Raw genomic sequence first — 23,700 nt, 5'->3', positions numbered from 1 at the left:
CTTATCCAACACTGCCTTCCAACTTCAAACTCAACAACTTATCAGCTTCCACAGCAAACTCCATCGGTAGCTGATTAAAAACATCCTTACAAAAGCCGCTAATCATCATCGAAATAGCATCTTCAGAAGAAATACCCCGTTGAGCGAAGTAAAATAACTGATCTTCCCCAATCTTAGAAGTAGAAGCTTCATGCTCCACCTTCGCACCGTTATTTTGTACCTGAATATAAGGGAAAGTATTAGCATGGGCATTATCCCCAATCAACATTGAGTCACACTGAGAATAATTTCTCGCCCCTTTTGCCGTCGGATTTATTTTCACCAAACCCCGATAGCTATTACTAGATTTACCTGCCGAGATTCCTTTAGAAATAATTGTGCTGCGGGTATTCTTACCAACGTGAATCATCTTACTACCCGTATCAGCTTGCTGCATGTGATTTGTCAGCGCCACCGAGTAGAACTCACCCACAGAGTTATCACCCACCAAAACACAGCTAGGATATTTCCAAGTAATTGCCGAACCTGTTTCTACTTGAGTCCAGGAAATCTTGGAATTTACGCCCTGACACAAACCGCGCTTGGTGACAAAGTTGTAAATACCGCCTTTACCGTTAGCATCTCCAGCGTACCAGTTTTGGACGGTGGAGTATTTAATTTCAGCATTATCGAGGGCGACGAGTTCCACCACAGCAGCGTGCAACTGGTTGCTGTCATACATCGGTGCAGTGCAACCTTCCAGGTAAGAAACATAACTACCTTCTTCGGCGACAATCAAAGTCCGCTCAAATTGTCCCGTGTCACCAGAGTTGATGCGGAAGTAGGTAGATAGTTCCATTGGGCATTTTACGCCCTTAGGAATATAGACAAAAGAACCATCGCTAAATACGGCGGCGTTCAAGGCGGCAAAATAGTTGTCAGCGATAGGAACAACGCTACCCAGGTATTTTTTGATTAATTCTGGGTGTTCCTGCAACGCTTCCGAAAATGAACAGAAAATAACGCCATCTTCCGCTAACTTTTCTTTAAATGTCGTAGCGACAGAGACGCTATCGAAAATCGCATCGACAGCGACATTTGCCAGTCGCTTCTGTTCAGATAGGGAAATGCCTAACTTTTCAAAGGTTTCTAAAAGAGTTGGATCAACTTCATCCAGACTGTTTAGTTTTTCTTTCTTGCGTTTCGGCGCTGAGTAATAAATGATATCCTGATAATTTATTGGCGGATACTTGACATTCGGCCAAGTTGGTTCCGTCATTTTTTGCCACTGGCGATAAGCCCTGAGGCGAAAGTCCAGCATGAACTGCGGCTCGTTCTTCTTAGAGGAGATCAAGCGGATAACGTCCTCGTCTAGTCCACGCGGTATGGTGTCGGACTCAATGTCGGTGACAAAGCCGTACTTGTAAGGTTGGTTGACTAAGGTTTTGACAGTGGCACTCATCAGTAATAATCTCTCGTGTTCTGAACTTGAATCTCTATAAGGATGGGAGTCGGACTTTTCTTTAGCCGATTCCCCATATCGCATTACGGAATGGTTACACGGCTGCTAGAATAGTGGTGGAGAGCAAAACAACAGCTATGTTGTTTAATGTATCTTCATTTTACGCTAAATTAACAACAACAATGTTGTCAAAGTCAAACAATTTTGGATTTTAGATTTGCAACTTTGGATTCAAAGAGACCACAAGGGTACTTGGCTCAAGGATTTTAGATTGACGATCGCGTAGTGGGGCATATACCAAAAAACTTTTTTAATCCAAAAAAATTCAAAATCCAAAATCGGCACGGTCAAATTTTCAAAGAAATTTTTGGGACGTTCGCTGAACGTCTCGCACCAAATGAAGATGGCGACTACTCACCAGTCCTCAACCAAGCAAGATATCCTAGAGTATCTGCACAAACACGAAAAAGCAACGGCTTTGGAGCTAGCTGAAGTTTTAGACGTTACCCCCCAAGCGATTCGTCGCCATCTCAAGGATTTGGAGACGGAAGAGCTAGTTTTGTATGCGACATCGGTACAGGCGGCGGGAATGGGGCGGCCACAGCACGTTTATCAACTGAGTCGTCAAGGACGTGATCGCTTGCATCGCACAATGAGCGATCGCTTTGGTGATGGACACGGCAATTTTGCGGTTTCGCTGCTAGACACCTTAGCCGAAACGGTAGGACACGATCAATTTAAATCGATTTTAGAGAAACAGTGGCAACGCAAAGCTCTAGAGTATCGCGATCAGGTAGGTAGCGGTTCACTGCGAGAACGGGTAGCCAACTTAGTAGAGTTGAGAAAAGCGGAAGGCTTCATGGCAGAATATCACCCCGTTGATGTGAATGACAGCTTTGAGTGCGATCGCTTTATTTTTATAGAACATAACTGCGCCATTTCTAACGTTGCCGAATCTTTCCCCAGCATTTGTGGTCACGAATTAGAAATGTTTGCGGCTGTATTACCTGATTGTACCGTAGAACGCACCCACTGGATTATCGATGGCGAACATCGTTGTGGCTATTTGGTACAAGTTCGTCATTAGTCATTAGTCATTAGTCCTTTTTTTAATACCCAATGCTCAATGCCCAATCAAGTTTAAAATAGCTTTTATGGACGTACTACCACAGCAACCATCAGCACAATTTTTAACCCTGGAAGAGTCAGCAAAAGTAGACGCAGCCTTGTTGTCTTCCCCAGAAAAGTTTTTAACAAGATTGACAATTTCATCACTGAAGCTTTTAAAGCATATTGCCCAAGAATATGATGTTGCAATTGAAGATTTGACAGCACAGCAATTAATTGCTTGGTTTGAAGAAGATGGCAAAATTCGGCGTGAGCAGGGAATTGAAGCTTCATACCTGAAATGGTGAACTAGATATAAACTAATACCCAGAACCCCGACTGATCATCAAAAGTCGGGGTTCTATTTTATTAGGCAATATGGTTCAGAGTTTTTGAACCGCGATCAATCGCCGTCTCTACAAGTGTTTTGGGCTTATCTGAACTGTATTGCGTTATCAACTTAACGTTGGAAACCGCTAGATGTTAATGTTTCCTTAAAGCTCTAATAGTTAGTGCTTAAACCTATATGAGTATTTTTGTGAGGCTTACAATCATTTTGTAAAAATCAATGCAACTACAGTTATTTAAGTGGGCGATTCTTCCCGTTGCGTTTGTGGCTGCGAGCCTCCTTAGCGTACACGCAGTAGTGGCGGAAAAGGGTGAAAGCGTTGGAAGGTTTGAGAAGGGCGAAAGGTTTGAACCAGGTGAAAGGGGCAGAAGGATCAAACATCTCTTTGTCATAGATATGGAGAACCACAACTTCACGCAACCTAGCAGCGATACAAGTGCGCCCCACCAGATATTTGGCAATCCCGCAGCCCCGTATCAGAATAGCCTCATTACCCCCGGAAATCGGGATGCCGCTCAGGTTTCCTATGCTGGTGCTTACCATAACGTTCTGGCTACACCATCCGGCAATAATCCGAGCATCCACCCGTCCGAGCCAAACTATATTTGGCAGGAAGCCGGCGATAACTTCGGCGTGTTGAACGATAATGATCCTTACAAAAATCCTGGGGGCACTAACCAGAATACGACACTCCATCTCAGTGCTTTACTTGAGAAAGCTGGTATCTCTTGGAAATCCTACCAGGAAGACATTGACCTGACAAAAAATGCTAATGGTCTGCTTACCAACACGGTTCTACCTAGAAACCAGTGGACTGTCCCTCTGAGCAGCTTTAGTGGTACATCACCTGATTACACTAACCCTTACAACGGTAGTCATCAATATAATTTCGCTACTAAACACGACGGTCATCTGTTTTTCACTGACACCAACGGTGGTAATGACCCAACACCAGCAAATCCTCTAGCAACTAAATATGCACCATTGCAACAATTAAAGGAAGACCTAGCTCATAATAGAGTTGCTACTTACACCCTGATTACACCAGACCAATTCAACGATTCACACACGGCGTTGACTAATGGCTTTGACTATCATGGAGTGCATTACACAGGCGATCAGTCCGCAATTGCCCAGGGTGACAATTTTCTTGCCACGATCATTCCAGAGATCATACGCTCCGATGCTTACAAGGATGATGGTGCGATCGTAATCTGGTGGGATGAGAGTGAAGGCACTAACGCCAACGACTTCAGCCACACCATAGAGGAAATCGTAATCTCACCTCTGGCCAAAGGCAACGCCTATGAAAGCTTCGTAAATTACACTCACTCGTCCGACCTGAAGAGTTGGGAGGAACTATTCGGTGTATACGCACCAGGCGGCGGATTTTTGGGTGATGCAAACTCACCGAACACCAACGACCTCTCGGATCTCTTTAAGAAGGGCGCACTCACCTCGAAGGGGCGGAGGGAATGGACAAATAAACACGATTAATTCGCGCCTTAGAGGATTACTTTAAGGCAACAACAGTTCAACCCAAAAAGCATCCGCGTTGACATCAAAATAAAACCCTTGAATGATTGTTTTTAGTTGTAACCAAATATTTTCTTATTGTTGTAAGCCGCCATATTCACCACTGCTGGGCAGTTTGTTTAACTATCTCCACAAGCCTCAGCACGGTTGGGGATGTCTCATTTTTTCGCCAAATCATCGCGATCGCTACACCAACGTCTGCAACGAACGCTACTTTTGGACTAGGTTCTTGTAATGTTTTATAAACTACGCCAATCCGTTGCAGGTTTTGCAAAGATGCTGGCACGATCGCAATGCCCATCTCGGCTGCTACCAAACTAACAATCGTTTGCATCTGAATGGCTTCTTGAACAACCTTCGGACTAAAGCCTGCTTGCTGACACAGACTGATAATTAAGTCATAAAGCCCTGGTGCTAATATCCTGGGAAATAAAATAAATGGTTCATTGACTAGCGATCGCCAACAAACATCAGATTGATTCGCTAACAAATGTGCTTCAGGTAATGCCACCATCAGAGGCTCTTGAAAAATTGTTTCGCAACTAAATTTATTGTCTTCCACAGGTGGACGTAGAAATCCCACATCCATTCGACCTTCTCGCAACCACTCTAACTGTTGATCTGTAGTTAGTTCATGCAACTCGATGCTTATACCAGGAACGTGACTACGAAAAGTTCGTAGGATCGTTGGCAAAATATTATATGCCGCCGAACTGACAAAGCCGACCACCAATTGTCCAATTTCGCCCCGACTGGTTTGCTGCCCGACTTGTATTGCCTGTTGTAATTGCCTCATAATTTGCTGAACTTCACCCAGAAATATTTGCCCCGCTTCTGTTAACTGTACATTTCGTTTCGTGCGGTAAAACAGTTCAAAACCCAATTCCTTCTCTAGCTGACGAATTTGTTGACTTAGGGGAGGTTGAGCAATATGTAATCGTTCTGCTGCCTTTCCAAAGTGTAGTTCCTCTGCCAAGGTGACAAAGTAGCGCAGGTGTCTTAGTTCCATCTGTTTCTTGAATTCATATCTTTAAAATATTAGTTAATGTGAAAATATATATTGGACATAATTAAAAATCTTTTTTACTGTGATGAATAGGCGGCGATCAACCGAAGGCACATGGTTGATGATCGGAAAATCAACACTCTGTAATTTCACCACTTATGAACAATCTATCGATAGCTAATAATTGGGATACTGCTCTTTATGAAGATAAACACACCTTTGTCTGGCAGTATGGCGAAGACTTATTGCAATTACTCAACCCTCAGCCAGGAGAATCCATTTTGGATCTCGGCTGTGGTACTGGAGTGCGATTCGTTTAACCTAAATGAGTAGAAATACTCAGGGACGGTTAGCTTGGTTCATAGAACCATGACAACTGAATGACCATGTAGGTGTAAATCCTACCCCGCAGGTGCAGCGGTGACAGCATCTTCCCTACGGTAGCGACTAGCCATCAATCCGTAAAGCGGGAAGAAAAGGAGTCCTAACTAGCAGCCTAAGCTGGTTCCCTCCAAGCAAGAATCCATGAGTAGCGCAAGCGAAGATACGTTTTAACCATCGTCACGCACAACCAGCGAAATAAGGCTATATGCGCTGGAGCCAAAAGGCAAAGGATAAAGGGACTGGCACTTTCCCGTGTTTGACCAGTAAGCACTCCCAAATAACCCCGGTGGAGAGTATCAACTCTAAAGATTCAATCAATGGTCATTCGGAACGAAGTAACCTATCGTCCTCTCTCAGCCAGGTCGATAACTGAGCAGGTGCTAACCGCATGAGGAGATAGGCAGGATTGAGTCAGAAGCGAATGCCGCACTGTAATGGTGAGGATATGCTGACGGACTCACGATGAATTGGATTGTAAAGTCACAGTAGCAATAAATATGTCTAAAACGCGACCAGTCAATCTTAAACCAGCAGAAAAAGCAATCCACCAGGATTTGCCAACCCTGATGTTAAAGAAAGACAAATCGACGGTGGAATGGAAACACATTAACTGGCGAAAGTTAGAAAAACGTGTTTACAAGTTGCAAAAAAGAATTTACAGAGCCTCATCTCGTGGTGATGTCAAAGCAGTACGCAGACTCCAGAAGACACTGATGAAGTCTTGGTCAGCAAAGGTTTTATCGGTCAGAAGGGTAACACAAGACAACCAAGGCAAGAAAACGGCAGGTGTAGATGGCATTAAAATGCTGACTCCAAAGCAACGTTTCGACTTAGTTGCCAAAATAAAATTAGGCTCAAAATGTCGCCCAACTAGGCGGGTATGGATTCCCAAGCCTGGAACAGAAGAGAAGCGACCATTGGGTATCCCTACAATGTACGACCGAGCCTTGCAAGCACTTGTCAAGATGGCGTTAGAGCCAGAATGGGAAGCGCGATTTGAACCTAACAGTTATGGGTTCAGACCAGGACGCTCATGCCATGATGCGATTGAAGCAATATTTATTGCAATTAAGCAAAAGCCAAAATATGTGCTGGATGCTGATATAGCAAAATGCTTTGACCGTATCAACCATAAGGCACTGCTAGAAAAAATAAATACATTCCCCACCATTCGCCGTCAAATACGAGCCTGGTTACAAGCGGGAGTGATGGATAAATTGCAGTACCAACAGACATCTGAGGGAACGCCGCAAGGTGGGGTCATTTCTCCACTACTTGCTAACATCGCCCTCCACGGAATGGAAAATCGGGTAAAGCAGTATGCTGAAACACTGCCAACCAGAGCCGGCTACGGTAAAAAAGTTAACCGTGCAAGCCTAAGCCTAATCCGATATGCCGACGACTTCGTAATTCTCCACGAAGATATAACCGTTGTCCAAAGATGCCAGAGCATTATCTCTGAATGGTTAAAAGGCATGGGTCTTGAACTGAAGCCAAGCAAAACACGCCTAACCCACACTCTAAACAAGTATGGAAATGAAGAACCTGGATTTGAATTTCTTGGTTTTAATATTAGGCAGTTCCAGGTGGGCAAAAACCACTCAAAACTAGGCTTCAAGACAATCATCAGCCCAAGCAAAGAAAAGCAAAAGATACATTACAAACGAATAGCTAGTATCATCGATGACCATAAGGCAGCGCCACATTCGGCGCTAATCAGCCGACTAAATCCGGTAATAAGAGGATGGTCAAACTACTATTCAACAGTGGTAAGTAAGAAAATTTTTGCCACAATAGATAACCTGATGTATCCAAAGCTAAAGTCTTGGGCAAAACGCCGCCACCCCAACCAATCATGGGAATGGATGTCAAATAAATATTGGCAAACCATTGGCGGGGATAATTGGGTATTCGCAAACAAGCAAGAAGGTAAAAACCCAATGCGATTACACTCACACACGGAAACAAAAATTATCCGTCATGTGAAAGTTAAAGGCGAAGTCAGTCCTTATGATGGCAACCTAATTTACTGGAGTTCAAGAATGGGTACACACCCAGAAGCAAATATAAGGATGTCCATACTCCTTAAAAAGCAAAAAGGGAAATGTACTCACTGCGGACTGTATTTTCGAGATTCGGATGTACTGGAGATTGACCACATAATTCCTCTCAGTAAAAAGGGAAAAGACGAATACAAAAATCTCCAGATTCTACATAAACACTGCCACGACATAAAAACAACCGAAGATGGTTCGGTTGGAGGTACGCATGACAAGTGCCAATTCATTGAGGAGCCGGATGAGGTGAAAGTCTCACGTCCGGTTCTGAAGACGAGCGGTTCTCGTGAGGGAATCGCTTAGTTTACCCAACTCACAGATAAAATTGCCCAAGCTGGTGCTGAAGTCTGGGGAATTGATAGCGCACCTGCGATGATTGAAAAGGCAAGAGAAAACTATCCCCATATCCGCTTTGATATTGCTGATGCAAGGAACTTTCAAGTAGATAAGCCATTGGATGCTGTGTTTTCTAACGCTGTACTACATTGGGTGAAAGAAGCAGATAGCGCGATCGCTTCCATACATCAAGCACTAAAACCTGGAGGACATTTTGTCGCAGAATTTGGTGGTAAGGGAAATGTGCAAGCGATCGTCACAGCTTTATACAGCGCTTTAGAATCCATTGGTATCCCCCAAACACAAGTAGAGAATCCTTGGTATTACCCCAGTATTGGTGAGTACACCACTCTACTAGAACAACAAGGCTTTGATGCCATTTATGCTATCCTCTTTCCTCGTCCCACTCCCTTAGCAGAGGGAGAAGCTGGCATCGCAAACTGGATTAAAATGTTCGCCGGCTCTTTCTTCGCCGGACTTTCACCTGAGCAACAAATAGAAATAATTCCCGTCATTGAGGAATATCTGAAGCCAACACTATATCAACAAGGAACTTGGACAGCAGATTATCGAAGAATTCGCATCGTTGCCGTTAAACTTTAATTTGTGCGAATTTTAACTTATACCTTCATCACAAATTATGAATTAGTATCAGTTATGTATATACCCAAATTGTGCGATCGTCTTTGGCTTTGGTGCAGCCATCGCCAGATATCGTTTTCATTACTACTAACCATTAGCCTTACCACTTTGCTAGTTCCACCCTCACTAGCACAAACGCCCCTAATACCGTCACCTTCTAGTGCGCCTTTAGAACTAGACTTATTGACCAAGCCAAAAGACTATGTAATCACAGCTAACACCATTCATCCAGAACGATTAACCGTTCCTAGTTTATGGTGGGCACAACAAAACTCTGAGAAAAAGCTATTGGATAATTGGATAGCATATCCAGCTTCAGACAAAGAACCTGCACGAGTAGACTTGATCGTGAATCAGCAAATTTGGAGTTTACTAGAGTATGTAGAACGCTATGACTTTGTAAATCGCTTGGGTAGTGCTGCCCGAAACTTTGGTTACAACGTCCGGGTATTTAATTACCAAAAAGAACCCTTGGCAACCTACACTTGCAACTTTAGTGCAAGTCCAGCTTTATGCAGTATCCAAACGACTGTCAAGAACAAGATAGGATTCCAGCGTTCTTTTTAGGGATTGGGGGACTGGGGATTGGGGACTGGGGATTGGGGATTGGGAGCAGGGAGAAGAATTTTCCCCTCCGCCCCCTGCCCCCTGCCCCTCTGCCTCTTTTCAATGCCCAATTCCCAATTAAACCTTAATTTTGGCGAATAAAGACTCGTATTGTTTTATTGCTGATGGTGGTAAGGGAAGTAAAAATTCGCTTTTATCGAAAACATTGCGATCGCTCTCTAACAAACTCCATAATGGTTCTTGAATATCGGAAGCACTAATATTTGTAGAAATTGGCGAATTACTTTTAGTCAGCACCGAAATTTGTTTAGCTGTGCTTGGTTGCCAACAAAAATCAATCCATTGATCTGATAAAGTACCTTTAGCAATCCCTGCGGGACGTACCCATAAATCTGCCCACATTGCTGTTCCTGACTGGGGGATCACAGCGGCAAGTTGCGGATAACGTCCCAAGACTGGCAACACATCGCTTGACCAACCAACCGCTAGCCAAGTGTCTTCCATAATTAGAGGTTCCAAGTAGTGATTGGAACTGTAGAACTTTACTTGTTGATTTAATGTCTGTAATTCCTTTTCCAAGTCTGGTACTTGGTCAAGATTGTCTGTATTATAAGATTTTCCGAGCTTTTTTAAGACCAAGCCAATAACTTCTCGTGGTTGATTGAGTAGGGAAATGCGCTGCTGCACTCCATCTCGCCACAAATCACTCCAATCCTTGGGCGTCCATCCCAACTTTTGCAACTTGTCACGATTATAAATAATCACTGTGCTACCCCACCTATAAGGCGCACCCCACACCTTCCCTTGAGTATCCAAATTACCTTGGTCGTTGCGCGTTACTAATTTCTTCCACCTTTCATCTAAAGTAGACCACTGTTTTAATTGGTTTCCTTGTACTTCTTGGAGTGGTTGAATCAATTTCTGCTCAATAGCTGCTGTTAACCAGTAATCTCCCAATGTTACTAGGTCTGCCTCAGCTGTTTTTTGACCTTGCCTAAAGGGTATAAAGCGACTCCATCCCTGCTCATCGCTGGTCTTGGGTTTTTGCTGCCAACTTTGTAATTGCTGAAATAAATCCTGTATCCGCTCAACTGGAGCAAACTTTAACTGCACCTGTTGCTGCAAACCTTTGTGGAACTGATTCACCACCTGACCAGGTATAGAACCTTTTAATAACTGTACTTTTAGTTGCGTCTGGTTGTTTCCACCACAGCCAAAAAGCAGTTGTGAAAGTGCCAGTGTGCTTGTACCTAGCAAAAAAGACCGTCGATCCATTGATTTTGGATTTGAGATTTTTGATTATACCTAATATTAAGCAGAGATTCACCAGTGGCTAACTAACCGAAAAAGTAGAGTTTGAAAATTATCGGTATTTTTTGTCTATAATACCGATAATTTTGCATATTTGACTCGAATGAGCGAGTTTTTTGGCAAAAAGCTACCTAAAAACTAATTTTTCACCATAAATTTCCTTAGTGGTACTTATAGTGAAAGTGGACTTGTATTTAGATTTCCATCAAAAATTATCAATACTTAAATAATCCATAAGTATCGTTAAGGTTGGGAGTAAATTGAATAACATAGAGAAAATGTACGGATAAAGGTATTAAATGGAGCTATTAGAGCAGCAAATCCTGACTTTAAGCCAAAAGCTGGATGCCCTATGCCAAGTAATTGAGCAGCTTGATGGTAAAGTCACTCAAGCTTTTTCAGAGTGTTCTTTAGCGAATACACAAGCAAAGGATAATTATCAAGGAAATGGGGCGGCTGGGGGCTATCAGTTCAAAGGACGTAATAATTTAAATCCAGAAATGGAACACAAGGATGTATTGACAGATGGTATTTATCTAGACATGCATCGTCAAAGTGGAGATAACATCACACCAGAAATTCAAATACAACGACTGACAGCACAATTAACAGCAGCATACAATCGCATTGCGGCTTTAGAAGAACAATTACTTAGAGAGAGAATTCATTAAATTTAACCTGAGTTCAACGAATTAAAAAATGGATTGAGGTAGGGAAGACAAGCCTTTAGGTTAAATATCGAGTGATGGTTTTATAGGCATATACTTAGATACAAGTAATTAATCCAGCCATCAACATAGATAAAAAACTTAAAAACACTATTGCATATATCTACGTAATAGTGTGATATATCTACCTGTAATCTTTTAGTGAGTCCTCACTATGAAACCAAAAAAGAATAACCCTAAGATTGGTGTTTTTAGGGTATTGTATGGTTCAAAAACCAAGATTTTCTTATTAATTTGCATTTTTATCATTAGTGTTTTTGCCATCTTGTTATCAAATTGGTTGATGACAAGCCAAACAGCTTTTGCAAAAATTGATCTTTTGCAACCTGCTCCTACTCAACCGCTAGGCGATTACGACTATTTTGGCAAACTGCTGAGTCCTCAAGAAGCATCACAACTAGTTGTAAATAAACGACTCAACCCTAATGACCCTATTTCTTATCAACGGGTAGGGGCAGTTAAAATTACTAAGGAATTAATTGCAAAAGGAGAAGATATATTCTTCAACCGGAAGATTGGAGACACATTTGGTTTGCAAGGGGTATTTGGTTTTGCACTGGGCTTCGCTAAGATATCGAATGAATTAGGTGTAGCGATCGCTAGTTTACAAGGTCAGCCAACGACAAACCTAAAAATTACTCTCCAGAAAGATTTAACCGTAGGTAGTCGAACTTTTCCCAAAGGGACTGTTATTCCTACAGGTTTAAAAGTTCTCAAGGGACAGAGTGTTGCACTAGGATTGACACCTAGCTTTAACATTACTTGCGCGCTTTGTCATGCAACTCTTTCTAATGATAGTAAAGTCATTCCAGGAGTACCTAATGGAGAATTAGCAAGCCCTTTGTTGATTGCTTTAGCACCAAATACAGCCGCAGGGTTTGCACGGTTAAACTTCAACCCCTTAGACCCACAATATAAAGGCAATGGTAAAACTATTATTGATAGTAAAGGTCATCAGGTAGAACTACCCGATCCTGAGAAGTTAGAAAAAGCCTTTGACGATGCAGTGTTAGATGTACCTTTCGGTCATTTCGAGAGTTCACCTGATGGTATCAGAGATAGTACTCAAATTCCCAGTCTCTTCACGTTTAAAAATCATCCTTATGGAGCGTCAGGAGAAGGAGCCAGTGGCCCATTTGCTGGACTAAGCGCTCTTAATAATGGTGTTCACTCTTCAGAAATAAATCTGTTGGCAGCCGCTCAACTCAGTGCAGATACTCTCGGTATTGACCCAGAGGTTTATATTGGTACATTTCTGCAAAATGCTGCCGTTCCCAGCCTACGTTTACCAGAAGGAGTAATAGTAAAACCCTCTGAATGGCTGCGGGGGGTAATTGCACCCAATCCTACACAAGCAGAATTAGAAGACCAAATTCCTGCCCCTGGCACAGGAACTTATCCAAAACTGCGTCCCAGTTTGTTTAGTTTAAACGGTTTGGTTTTCAGCCCAAATACTGGAAAGCCAGGTGATATTGCCAGTGGCTCTTTTTTATTTGCTAGCAACGCCATGTCTGCTTTTCAAAATAGCTTAGTGCCACCTGCCAACCAGACTCCAGAAAACTGGCAAGCTTTGACCAGCAATTCTGTTAAACGTGGCGCAAAAGTATTTGAAAAAGCTAATTGTGCAACTTGCCATATTCCACCATTTTTCACCGACAACAAAATTCATCCAATTGATGAAATTCATACTAACCCAGCCCGTGCCCAGTCTCACTTAGCGCTGAATAAATTGTTAGTAGCACCCAAGTTATACACTTTTAACACTCCTGTTCCCATACCTGCTAATGCTGAAGTGTTGGATGTACCGACGCAGGGTATCTCTGATACTCCCACAACTCTACCTAAAGGAATATTACCCAAAGGTGGTTATAAAACTACTACATTACGTGGTCTTTATGCAAGCGCACCGTATTTGCACGATGGTGGTGCAGCAGTACGGGCAGGAAGCCTAAAATTTGACTCAAATGGTTGTTTTACGGTTGTTAACAAGAGTGGCTTAGGGCTATCTGGCACTCTAAGCCTTGGTATACCTGCCGATCCTGCTAGCAGCTTGCGTGCTTTAGTCGATCGCGATCTTCGTGCCTTAGTTATAAAAGCCAACAAAGCTAACCCTAGTTTAGTGCGTAGTAATCTTGATGGTACAGGTCATTACTTCTATGTAGATAGACAAGCTGGGTTTAATTACAACCAGCAAGCAGACCTGATTAATTTCTTGCTGGCACTTGATGACAATCCTGGAAGTTTTTAATCAAGCTACGACTGATGTCATATTTTAATACCAAGTCGTCTAGTGATACATCATGAAGGCGACTTGGTATTACTTTAAGCAAGAGTAAGATAGCAGGCGCATTTTAACGCAATCAAGATCGGAGATGCACTACGAACCTTATAGGTAGATTCCTCTATGAGGCTTTTTCTGGAAAGCTACTGCTTGCTTTCGCTTTGTCCACCAGCCAAAACCAAGGCTCAGATCCCCGATTTCTTCAAGAAATCGGGGGTCTTTTTGCTCATAACTTATTGAATTGCTAAAGATGCTCTTACGTATAGACACGCAGAAAATACCTCTCCTCCGTATTACATAGTACAACTATCTTTCTCCGACTTTAACTTTAGTTCAAGGCAGTACTTAGTCGTTCAAATTGGGCTTCAATGGCTGCCAAAAGTTGATGTTGCTGCCAATCTTGGCTGAGATGGGCGGCTATGCAGGCGGCTCCAGCACCTATACCTTCTTTCACAAAGCCCTGCTCATAAGCTCTCAGTTGGGGATAACGAGAATCAGCAAAGCTAAGATGAGTTGCTAATAAGGGAGGAGTTCTTCCACTTTCGGTTAAGCTGGTTTTTCCTAAGTTGAGGGCTAAGTCAACTGTAGCGCCGGTAGGGTCTTCTGCTACCCAGCGAGTTGTGCCTACAACTATTTGTTCTGGTTGCCATGATAAGGCGTAAGCTTGAGCGATCGCACTCATCAGTGCATAAACCGCTAACATTTGCGTCCCTCCAGCCAGCATTACACCACAACTACGACTAGCTGCGATCGCCATCCCAGCTACCACTACTTGCATGGGATCACCCACGGCGGCTACAAGTTCTAGAGGATCTACAGAATTTTGGATTTGAGATTTTGGATTTTGGATTTGAGATTGGAAGTTTATCTTCTCCAGTCCAGTTTGCACTAGTGACCACTTTTGCGCGTGGTTACAAACAGGGTGGCTACTGTTAACTTTTCCAGCAGCATCTATACCCAAACCAGTTAAGATTGCTAGGGCAGTTGTAGTGCCTCCGACGACGCACTCACCAATAATCAGATATCCCTGTTGGATATTAGTAGCAAGGCGTTCTCCCCAAAGTAGCCCTTGTTCAAGTAAGTGGTGTACAGTTGTGATTTCCATAGCAGCACCTCCACTTAAACACTTAGCAGGAGCGCCATCCAAATCAATTACTGGCACGGCAGGAGGCTGGGGTAAACCAGCATTAAATAAATGAACTGGTATTTTTAGTGACTCAAAGACGGCGCGAGAAATCAGCACAGGTGAAGCCCCAGCCGCTAATGGTGGTAGGGGGTATTGGGCTTTATGTTCTGGCCCGTAATACAAAAACTCGGCATCAGCACAAGCGGTATATTTCCGATCCTCTGGAGTGCGACCGGCTGCTGAAATTCCTGGAATTAAACCAGTTTCAGTAAATCCTAAAACACAGGCAAATACTGGTAGACAACCACGATATTGTCGTAGCCATTCTTCAGCTTGTTCTTTTTGGGTATAAATACGAATCATTTGGAAAGTTAGGAGTTAGGAGTTAGAAGTTTAATTTATAACTTTTAACTCACAACTCCTCACTATCCCTCATAATCCATGAGGACTTGTACCCAGTGGGGTGGGCGGGGAATGGGGTTGCCCAGGCGGTCAAAAAGCAACCATGCTGCCAGGTGTACTACAAAAAGGTAGATAAAGTTGTTGAGTAGGATTAAAGCGATCGCTCCTACTTGAATCAAAAACACACTGGGACTCGCCAACAAACTCAGCTTCAAAAATACCCACTCAATGAACTCTGTCACTTGGGTAATCACATAAATCCATAGGTCTTCACCTGACAAAACAGACAGCAACCATAGCCGAAAAAAAACTCCCAAAGTACCCAATAGCGTACCCAAGGTGATAGAAACAATCCAGGGAACACGACGACGATACCATATCGCTCCTAATAGCACGCCCATGAACCCGTAGGGCATAACAAACAGCAAACTGCGGGCTGGCCCCATTAGTACTGTCAGCAGTAATCCACAGGTGAGTGCTGCCATCCATGCCGCACGTTTACCCCAACGTAGATAAACTAAAGCGATCGGCACCGGAAAAAATATCCGCAAAACTGGCCCCAAGGGGAAGTAAAAATTAATAAACCAAATTAAGCTAGCGGTACTAGCTAAAAATGCCGTTTCTACCATTCTTAAAGGCGCATCAGCCTTGAGTTGAGGAGGCATTAACTGCTGTTCTTTGTCTAACCAATGATTCTGAGGAGTTGGAGATTCAGGGGATGGATCTTCCTCTGGCTCATTTGGGAGAGAATCTAAAATACTCATATCTCACAAGTTCTTAAACTGGGGATTTGGGGACTAGTACCGCTAGGCGGAATTAAAAATTAAAAATTAAAAATTAAAAATGAATACAACGTAAAGTATTTTATTTATGCTGTACTGGACTTGAGACTAGTGGTCTATCGCATTAATTATGATAGGTGAATCAAATTTCAATTTCTCTTCTTTCCCTCTTCCTTTGCGCTCTTTGCGTCCTTCTCCCAAGGGGAGACGCTGCGCGAATGCGGTTCGTTCTTTTATCCCTCAAATTTAATGCGATACACCACTAACCTCTCAAAACTTTTGGGACAGACTACTAGTGACTTGGAAAAATTGGATGGGGATTTATGCCCCAACCAAATCTTAAAAGAATTTCTTTTGCAGTACCCAGTAACCATTTCTCGACAACTTTTCTTAGCTGTTCGCATAGCGTCTCGTAGAGAAGTTGAACAAGGAAAGGGCGTTACCTGCTAAACGATCATTCTTTCTAAGGCTGACAAATCGGGAATACAAATAGTATCTTGATCCCGTTTAATCAAGCCTTTTTTTTCTAGCCTTGTCAAGACTCGCGTCACCGTTTCCCGCGCCAGTCCGCTCAAGCTACTCAATTCCCGATGAGGTAAATTGGGGATTTCGGTTCCTGTTTGCCCTTTTTTTCCCTGTCCTTCTGCCAAAAATAACAATGTATCTGCTACCCGTGACTGGCTATCAGATTCCCGCAACCGCAATCGGCGATTTACTTGCCGCAAACGTCGGGCCATTAATTGCGCCAATCGAACTCCTGCTAAGGGTTCTATCTGAAGCAACTTGACAAAATCCTGAGCAGGCATACTGCCTATTACCGTTGGCGCTAAGGTAATCACATCTGTAGAGCGAGGCACTTCATCTAGCGCCGCCATCTCACCAAATAATTCTCCTTTGCCAAGAATATTCAGCGTTACCTCTTTCCCCTCCAGATTGTAGGTGCGAATTTTTACCCATCCGTCCATAATAAAATACACAGAACCGCCCCAGTCATTTTCCAGGAGAATTACCTGATTGGCTGGGTGAGTGCGGGTGACAAGATGGATGAGGGCTGATTCCACAGCACTTTCTGGCAACCCTTGAAAAAAGGGAGCGGAGGTGATCATCCAGGGATTAGCCTGTGCTTGCAAGCTATATCGATCTTCCATTACAACATCTTTATTCAAGCTGCTATGTACACACAACAAATAAGAGCGCCATTTTTAGCCTCAGCTATCATTGCACAGTTCCCTTTCACAGAGAAAACTAAACTATGCTACACAAGAAAGCGACAAGAACGTTTTTCTAAATAATCTTCACCTATAAGTTTAAACGGAGTAAAAGTTTTGCAAAAAGTAGTTTATAGCCGGCGGTTGTATTGCTTAGGGGCTAGCTGCACTGCAAACTTGATTAGTTCAGAATATAGGCAAACAACATCAATGATACTAAAGGGAGTAAATTATTGCTCAGGTATTTTAGCGATTTTCAAAAATAGGCAACTAATGACCTCTAAAACGAAGCTTCTCGAACAAAGACTGACTGAAGATTGCCACGGCTGCCAGTAATCCATAACATAATGACAGTCACAAATCCAAGCAGCAGTTTTTGCCACTCAAAACTTCTCTGATGGGAGACGCTGCGCGAATAGTGATTGTAAAGTACTTGTTATATTAGTTGAGACAATTTTCTAAGTAAGGTAATAAAAGTGACTTCTAGCACTGATGAAATTCAAAAGCTGATCGCAGACATTGACAATTTACTTGCCAGTGGTGGCAAGCGCCTGTCTAGATTTTTTTCTGGTCAGGCACAAGAGCCTAAAGAAGTTTTAGAACGAATTCGCGACTTTTTGGTGAGATTACAAGAAACAGAAGCATTAGAAAACGGCATCCCAAATCAGTCTTCTGAAGAATCGCGTTCGCCTTTGTTAACAAAATTTATTGATCGCGATCGCAACCAGTATCCACTACCGCAGCTCGCACCCAGTCAGGAACAGAGTCCTGTTGACGCTGGACAATTAAAAAATGAATTTTCGAGATTGATTCAGCCGTTGCGATCGGAATTAGAATTGCTCTTGCAAGAGCGAGCCAACCTGATACAGGAAATTCGCCAGCTAGAACAAAAGCGTTTGCAAAACTATTCCCTAGCGCAGCAGTTGACTAACCAGGAGCAAATGATTACCGAGTTTTTACAGGTACTCATGAGTCGTCTTGTGCCAACTTTAACACCACTGCTTGGAAAGACGGGGGAAAATTCCGCCAGTTCTTCAGGAGAAATTAATCACACAACTTCTGCAACTCAACCTTTTTTAGAATCACCAGACAGTGTGGAGCGGTTAACCCAGCTAGCTAGGGATTTGGATCAGCGCCTATTATCACTAGATGGGACGGTGAATGTAGTCTTTGAGGCACTACAGCGCAACATTAATACTTATTACGAATCTCTGTCGCAAGCACTGGCGAGAATGCATAGCCAGGGAATGCAGGGTGAACAGTTGATGGCCAGCTTTCTCAATAATTTGACCCAGCATTTGCAGCAAGAATCCCCTAGTTCCCAGGCATCTTTCTTGGGGATAGAATCTGAGACACTACCATCATTGCCTGAACCAACGGCGATCGCTGCTGAAGTTGCGCCCCACCCCTTGGAACTGATACAGCCAGAAACTTCATCTCCACTCATTATTGATTCTGAGCAACAGGAGACTACCCTCACGGAAGATTTAGATGCAGCGCTGTTGCAGCTTGGTTTAGACTCGTCTGAATCTTCTGAAACCCCGACCGAATTACCGCAAGATATTTCGGCGTTAATTGGTGATGAAGTAGACCAACTTTACGCCAGTTTGTTTGGTGCTGGTGATGTTAATAATTCCAGCCTTGATGTTGCCACCAATGACTTATCTGCTTCCACAGACTCCCCATCTGTAACTCCAACTGGGGATTCTGCCGTTGTATTACCAGATACAAGTTTTTCAACCCAAGCAACTTTAGGAGAAACCACAGATTCATCAGAGCCGCAGGAAGAACTATTTTTTGAAGAGGATACCGAGCTAGACTCACCTCTGAGCTTCTCTACTCCACAAACAGACAGTTTACCCACGCAACTCGACACTCAGCCAGCTAGTGTTGATACAATTAATACCCTAACTGACCTATTGCCTGATACAAGTAGTGAGCAGCGATCGCTAGAAGTATTATCCTTCGTGGAGGATGTCACAACTACAGCACCAGTTACTCCAGAAGTCGCAGAAATCACGTTGGCAGATCCTTACGAGGAAGAAAACTACGCGCAACCTCCCGTTCGTGCAGCGTCTCCGACAGGAGAAGAGAAGCCTACTGCACCCCTACAGGAAAGCGAAGCAACTGCCAAAGAAGTTATCGCTACATCAAAAGTATTAATTAACGACGATCAGCCAGAACCGACTTCAGATAACTACATTGCTGCTTCACCCCAAGAAAACTTGCTTTCTATTGAGTCAAACCAGGCTCCAGCCGTACCTGATATTTCCCTAGATGAAGAACAGTTGCAGCAATTAGATCGGGATTTGGCTAATTTTGATCGGCAGCTAAATTCTGAGTCACAACCAGCCACCAATTTGGATATTTTCTCGGAAATACTTGATACAACTCAAGACACAATCCCCACGACTCCCTCTGCAAATCTCCAAATAGCAGAAAACACCTCAACTGCTGCTTTCTCCACTTTGGCAGTTCCCCAGATAGAAGCGGAGAAAAAAAAGGAAGTCGTAACTCCTGTTCAAGAAAGTTCTTCGGCAACAATTTCCAACTCCATAAATAATCTAGAAGTTGCGCCTAATGTTATAGAACCAGTATGGTATTTAGGAATTGATTTAGGTACAACAGGAATTTCTGCCGCTTTATTAAATCGCTCGACTTTTGTTGTACATCCTATCTACTGGTCAGCAGAAAATCCACCGGGAACAAGTTCCTTCCAACAATCGTTTCGTTTGCCAACAGAGGTTTATCTGCCTACAGCTTCTATACCCCACGGTGAAAATGAAAGTACCGAAACACATGAGCAGACTGCACCTGCGGCTGTTGCTCAAGATAAAGTGCCTGAACGCTCCCCCAACACTCCTGGAACACCGAGATCAACAGCAGATTCCACGATCAATAATCTCTACTCGGCGCAGTTGAAGCCCTATTTGCAAGTAGCTATTCCCTACAAGAGTGAAAGACATAAATGGGAACCTGTTTTGCAATTAAATGAATTTTCAGCAGGCCCTTTGATTTGGATTGTGCGATCGCTCTCTAAGCTACTATTAACCCTCAAATCTGAAAAAACAAGTACCACTCCTAGTTTAATGGCTGCTGCTGCTGGGATCAGCGAACAAAATTTTCCCCAGATTATCAATAATATTGCGGGTGTCATTTGCACCTGTCCATCTAGCTGGTCGGAACAATACCGCTTTAACGTGCGGGAAGCTTTACTCACTAGTAAGCTTATTCAACATCCGCAGCAAGTCTTTTTTGTCGAAGAAGCGATCGCTAGTCTACTCCCAGAACTCGATGCCGCTAACGGTGAGCAAGTAAAATTAACCGATGGTCAAGGCGATCGTCCAGCAAAAACCAGCGAACAGCCGATTATTGGCAACACCCTGGTGATTAACATTGGGACAACTGCCACAGAAATGCTGCTGGTGAATGTACCAGAAAACTTGGTGCAATTGACATACAATGATTTTATGCTCCATAGTTTTGCTTATGCTGGTAAAGGAATTGAACAAGATATTATTTGCCAGCTGCTATTACCACCGAAATCTCGACAATCACGCTCAGAAACACCAAGCGAGCGCAAAATTACTACTAGTAATCCTTGGCAATGGCAACCGTCAATTCCCGGTTTAGATCAAATGCGTTGGCAGACTTTAGGGTTAGAAGAATTAGAACTACCTAGAGTCGGAGAACCAGATATCACCGCTCGAATTCGCCTCCAGCAACGTCTAGAAAGTTCTCTACTGGGACAGGCTGTATTAGATGCAGCACTAGCACTAAAGCTGATTTTGCAACACCAAGACTCTTTTACCCTAGAATTAGCCGATCAGCAGTGGATTTTGCAGCGACGAGACTTAGAAAGCCAGGTATTTATCCCCTTTGTGCGCCGCCTAAATCGAGAACTCAACAAGTTATTGGTAGCTCGTGGCATTCCCACAGAAGCCATTAATCAAGCGATCCTAACTGGAGGAGTGGCTTGTGTCGCCACTGTGAACCGCTGGTTACGCCAAAAACTCCCCAGCGCTAAGATTATTCAAGATTCATATCTCGGTGAAAATGGCGCTCCTAATTGCAGTCGGGTTGCTTATGGTTTGGCGATGCTGCCTCTGCATCCCCAAATTTTAGATATACCCAGGCAACAATACACTGATTATTTCTTATTTACAGAATTGCTGCGGCTGCTACCAGATCGCCCCTTATCTTTCGGTGAAGTTATCCAGTTATTTGAGGGTCGTGGGATCAATACTCGCATTTGTCAGCAACGGCTGCTAGCTTTTTTGGAAGGTGAATTGCCTTCGGGTTTAATACCTTCAGTTACAGATTCAACCTGGCTCACCCAGAGTTCGCAAGAAAATCCTGACTATCAAGCGATCGCCACTGCATCACTTTTTGAAAAACAAGGGAGTCTTACTTATCGTCCAAATTCCCAACAACTGTTATCTTTGCGTCGCTATCTAGATGCGATCAAAGCTAGTAATCAGCAATCATTTGAGGAACCATATACAGAGAATTTCGCTTTAGAGGTTGCTCATTGAAACTGGTACATGACGCTAGAAATAAGAATACTACCCAAAATTCCAAATGCTCATAACATAGGTATTTGGAATTTAGTAAAGTACTAGTATTACTTCAGCACAGTAATTTTTTTGATGTGTACGATAGTAATATTTTTGTTTAGGTAATAGATAAAAATACTGTAGATTCACAATCTATGACTTTAATTGAAAGATTCTGTAAAATTTAACTTTTCGGTTTTTATATTGGTTAAAATCTGTGTATAGTAACACTCAGTAGTAGGGACAACAGCACTAAAAATCGCCCAACAATCATGTCTATGTCTAGACTACTGATGAAAAGATTCCTGTTATGAAATAAGTTAGCCCCTGTGAATAATCTTTATCTTTATTCAGTTAATTGTTCGCAACAGCCTTCACACCCGTCAACTTTGAGCGTGAGAAAACGATTAATTGACATTGTTGGAGCCATTGTGGGGCTGATAATCACATTTATGGTAGCAATTCCTGTGGCGATTGTTACCTTTATTCATGGGCCAAGTCCAATATTTTATTCCCAAATTCGTTGTGGTTTGAACGGAAAAACTTTCCGCATCTGGAAATTCCGCTCCATGATTGTTGATGCTGATAAACTTAAGCATTTGGTTGAAAATCAAGCTAAAGGTCACATCTTTAAGTCTATTGACGATCCTCGCATTACTCCTGTAGGTAAATTTTTACGGCGTACTAGCTTAGATGAATTTCCTCAATTTTGGAATGTTTTGTTAGGAGATATGAGTTTAGTTGGTACTCGTCCACCTACTCCTGATGAAGTCAGCCATTACGAGCTACACCACTGGGATAGATTACGAGTTAAACCAGGTATTACCGGAGAATGGCAAGCTAATGGACGTTCGAGCATTACAGACTTTGAAACCATTGTCAAAATGGATATAGATTATCAACGCAAGTGGTCTGTAACTTATGACCTGAGTCTAATTATTAAAACTATCTGGGTGGTATTTAAAAAGACTGGTGCTTATTGAATTTGTCATTTGTCATTTGTCATTCGTTATTTCTTCCCCTGCTTCCCGCCCCCTGCCTTCTTCACCCCTTGACGCCACTACCTGTTTCTGTGGGTACAATGTAACGTTGTAAAAACAGAAATAGTAATAATACTGGGGCGATCGCAATCACTGAACCAGCAGCTACTAACCGCCAATCAAGGGAAAATGTACCTGCTAGCTTTGCGACTCCCAAGGGAAGAGTATATAAATTTTCGTCTTGGATGACAATTAAAGGCCACAAAAAGTCACTCCAAGCACCAATAAATACAAAAATAGCTAAAGTTACCAGTGCTGGGCGAACTGCCGGTAACATAATATGCCACCATAATCCTAACTCTGAGCTGCCATCCATGCGGGCGGCTTCTTCTATTTCTTTGGGGACACTCATGAAAGCTTGGCGTAACAGAAAAATGCCAAAGGCAGAAGCTAAACTGGGAAAAATCATCCCCAAATAACTATTTGTCAAACCCAACTGGACTGTCAAAATATAGAGGGGAATCATCACGATTTGGAAGGGAATCATAATCGTGGAGACAATCGCTATAAAAATCCAGTCTCGCCCCACAAATGACAATCTCGCCAACGGATAGGCAGCTAAGGCACAAAACAGCAGATTTAAGCCTACAGTCAGCACTGACACCAAAGTACTGTTATAGAGGTATTGTCCAAAAGGTAGAGAGTTCCACACACTAGAGAAGTTATTTAGTGTTGGTTGACTAGGTAGCAACTGTGGCGGCGACTGAAAAATATTTTCCGTCGGCGATTTTAAGGCTGTACTAATTAGCCATAGTAAAGGAAAGAGCATCAACAGTGCGATCGCTCCCAACACTGCATACATTAGTAGAATCTGCGATCGTGATTTTTTCCAGTTCAACAT

General features: G+C 42.9%; 17 protein-coding genes and 2 pseudogenes. 11 read left to right on the top strand and 8 right to left on the bottom strand.

The window, feature by feature from the left end:
• Nucleotide 1 precedes the first annotated feature (1 nt).
• A complete protein-coding gene (gene sufB / locus V7L07_RS01080) occupies nt 2-1,441 on the bottom strand; it encodes a Fe-S cluster assembly protein SufB (RefSeq protein WP_292853504.1) in 1,440 nt (479 codons plus the stop codon).
• Between the two features lie 403 nt (nt 1,442-1,844).
• Between sufB and sufR the strand changes: the two genes are divergently transcribed.
• Nucleotides 1,845-2,528, top strand: a complete 684-nt coding sequence (gene sufR, locus V7L07_RS01075; protein WP_335054254.1) for an iron-sulfur cluster biosynthesis transcriptional regulator SufR — start codon at nt 1,845-1,847, stop codon at nt 2,526-2,528.
• A gap of 67 nt (nt 2,529-2,595) precedes the next feature.
• A complete protein-coding gene (locus tag V7L07_RS01070) occupies nt 2,596-2,856 on the top strand; it encodes a hypothetical protein (RefSeq protein ID WP_335054252.1) in 261 nt (86 codons plus the stop codon).
• Nucleotides 2,857-3,128: 272 nt separating this feature from the next.
• On the opposite strand, the gene V7L07_RS01065 is transcribed toward V7L07_RS01070, so the two are convergent.
• Nucleotides 3,129-3,440 (bottom strand): hypothetical protein, encoded by a 312-nt coding sequence (locus tag V7L07_RS01065; RefSeq protein WP_335054427.1) that lies wholly within the window; start codon nt 3,438-3,440, stop codon nt 3,129-3,131.
• Here V7L07_RS01065 and V7L07_RS01060 point away from each other — a divergent pair.
• Nucleotides 3,348-4,394: an alkaline phosphatase family protein gene (locus V7L07_RS01060; protein ID WP_335054421.1), complete on the top strand. Its 1,047-nt coding sequence runs from the start codon at nt 3,348-3,350 to the stop codon at nt 4,392-4,394. The two genes, V7L07_RS01065 and V7L07_RS01060, sit on opposite strands and share 93 nt — an antisense overlap.
• Before the next feature lie 136 nt (nt 4,395-4,530).
• Here V7L07_RS01060 and V7L07_RS01055 read toward each other — a convergent pair whose 3' ends face one another.
• A complete protein-coding gene (locus V7L07_RS01055) occupies nt 4,531-5,442 on the bottom strand; it encodes a LysR family transcriptional regulator (RefSeq protein ID WP_335054250.1) in 912 nt (303 codons plus the stop codon).
• Between the two features lie 155 nt (nt 5,443-5,597).
• On the opposite strand from V7L07_RS01055, the pseudogene V7L07_RS01050 reads away from it, so the two are divergent.
• The 4 genes and pseudogenes from V7L07_RS01050 to V7L07_RS01035 all read left to right on the top strand — a co-directional run.
• Nucleotides 5,598-5,744, top strand: a pseudogene (locus V7L07_RS01050) (SAM-dependent methyltransferase); the annotation flags it as partial.
• Between the two features lie 576 nt (nt 5,745-6,320).
• Complete coding sequence (ltrA, locus tag V7L07_RS01045) at nt 6,321-8,183, top strand: group II intron reverse transcriptase/maturase (protein WP_335054248.1); 1,863 nt, start codon at nt 6,321-6,323, stop codon at nt 8,181-8,183.
• A gap of 6 nt (nt 8,184-8,189) precedes the next feature.
• A pseudogene (locus V7L07_RS01040) lies at nt 8,190-8,819 on the top strand (class I SAM-dependent methyltransferase); the annotation flags it as partial.
• A 54-nt stretch (nt 8,820-8,873) separates the two neighbouring features.
• Complete coding sequence (locus V7L07_RS01035; RefSeq protein ID WP_335054246.1) at nt 8,874-9,425, top strand: hypothetical protein; 552 nt, start codon at nt 8,874-8,876, stop codon at nt 9,423-9,425.
• A gap of 117 nt (nt 9,426-9,542) precedes the next feature.
• Here the strand turns inward: V7L07_RS01035 and V7L07_RS01030 are convergent, their stop codons facing one another.
• Entirely contained in the window at nt 9,543-10,700 is a 1,158-nt protein-coding gene (locus V7L07_RS01030) for an extracellular solute-binding protein (RefSeq protein ID WP_335054244.1), read from the bottom strand.
• 335 nt (nt 10,701-11,035) lie between these two features.
• On the opposite strand from V7L07_RS01030, the gene V7L07_RS01025 reads away from it, so the two are divergent.
• Nucleotides 11,036-11,407 carry a hypothetical protein gene (locus tag V7L07_RS01025; protein ID WP_335054242.1) on the top strand — a complete coding sequence of 124 codons (372 nt, stop codon included), beginning with the start codon at nt 11,036-11,038 and terminating at the stop codon, nt 11,405-11,407.
• A 340-nt stretch (nt 11,408-11,747) separates the two neighbouring features.
• Nucleotides 11,748-13,712, top strand: coding sequence for a di-heme oxidoredictase family protein (locus V7L07_RS01020; protein ID WP_335054240.1), 1,965 nt, complete (start codon nt 11,748-11,750; stop codon nt 13,710-13,712).
• A gap of 361 nt (nt 13,713-14,073) precedes the next feature.
• Here V7L07_RS01020 and cobT read toward each other — a convergent pair whose 3' ends face one another.
• The 3 genes from cobT to V7L07_RS01005 all read right to left on the bottom strand — a co-directional run bounded on the left by cobT (nt 14,074) and on the right by V7L07_RS01005 (nt 17,203).
• Nucleotides 14,074-15,234: a nicotinate mononucleotide-dependent phosphoribosyltransferase CobT gene (cobT, locus tag V7L07_RS01015; RefSeq protein ID WP_335054238.1), complete on the bottom strand. Its 1,161-nt coding sequence runs from the start codon at nt 15,232-15,234 to the stop codon at nt 14,074-14,076.
• 62 nt (nt 15,235-15,296) lie between these two features.
• Nucleotides 15,297-16,037: a DUF2232 domain-containing protein gene (locus V7L07_RS01010; protein ID WP_179065485.1), complete on the bottom strand. Its 741-nt coding sequence runs from the start codon at nt 16,035-16,037 to the stop codon at nt 15,297-15,299.
• Between the two features lie 464 nt (nt 16,038-16,501).
• A complete protein-coding gene (locus V7L07_RS01005; protein WP_335054236.1) occupies nt 16,502-17,203 on the bottom strand; it encodes a Crp/Fnr family transcriptional regulator in 702 nt (233 codons plus the stop codon).
• A 536-nt stretch (nt 17,204-17,739) separates the two neighbouring features.
• On the opposite strand from V7L07_RS01005, the gene V7L07_RS01000 reads away from it, so the two are divergent.
• Together V7L07_RS01000 and V7L07_RS00995 are read left to right on the top strand one after the other, a co-directional pair.
• The gene (locus tag V7L07_RS01000) at nt 17,740-21,798 is read left to right on the top strand and encodes a hypothetical protein (protein WP_335054234.1); all 4,059 of its coding nucleotides are present in this window, start codon (nt 17,740-17,742) and stop codon (nt 21,796-21,798) included.
• 350 nt (nt 21,799-22,148) lie between these two features.
• Complete coding sequence (locus V7L07_RS00995; protein WP_335054232.1) at nt 22,149-22,802, top strand: sugar transferase; 654 nt, start codon at nt 22,149-22,151, stop codon at nt 22,800-22,802.
• 61 nt (nt 22,803-22,863) lie between these two features.
• Here the strand turns inward: V7L07_RS00995 and V7L07_RS00990 are convergent, their stop codons facing one another.
• Nucleotides 22,864-23,700 carry a carbohydrate ABC transporter permease gene (locus V7L07_RS00990; RefSeq protein ID WP_335054230.1) on the bottom strand — a complete coding sequence of 279 codons (837 nt, stop codon included), beginning with the start codon at nt 23,698-23,700 and terminating at the stop codon, nt 22,864-22,866.

The organism is Nostoc sp., from assembly GCF_036916985.1.
Classification (GTDB): Bacteria; Cyanobacteriota; Cyanobacteriia; order Cyanobacteriales; family Nostocaceae; genus Nostoc.
This window is presented reverse-complemented; position numbering and strand designations above follow the sequence as displayed.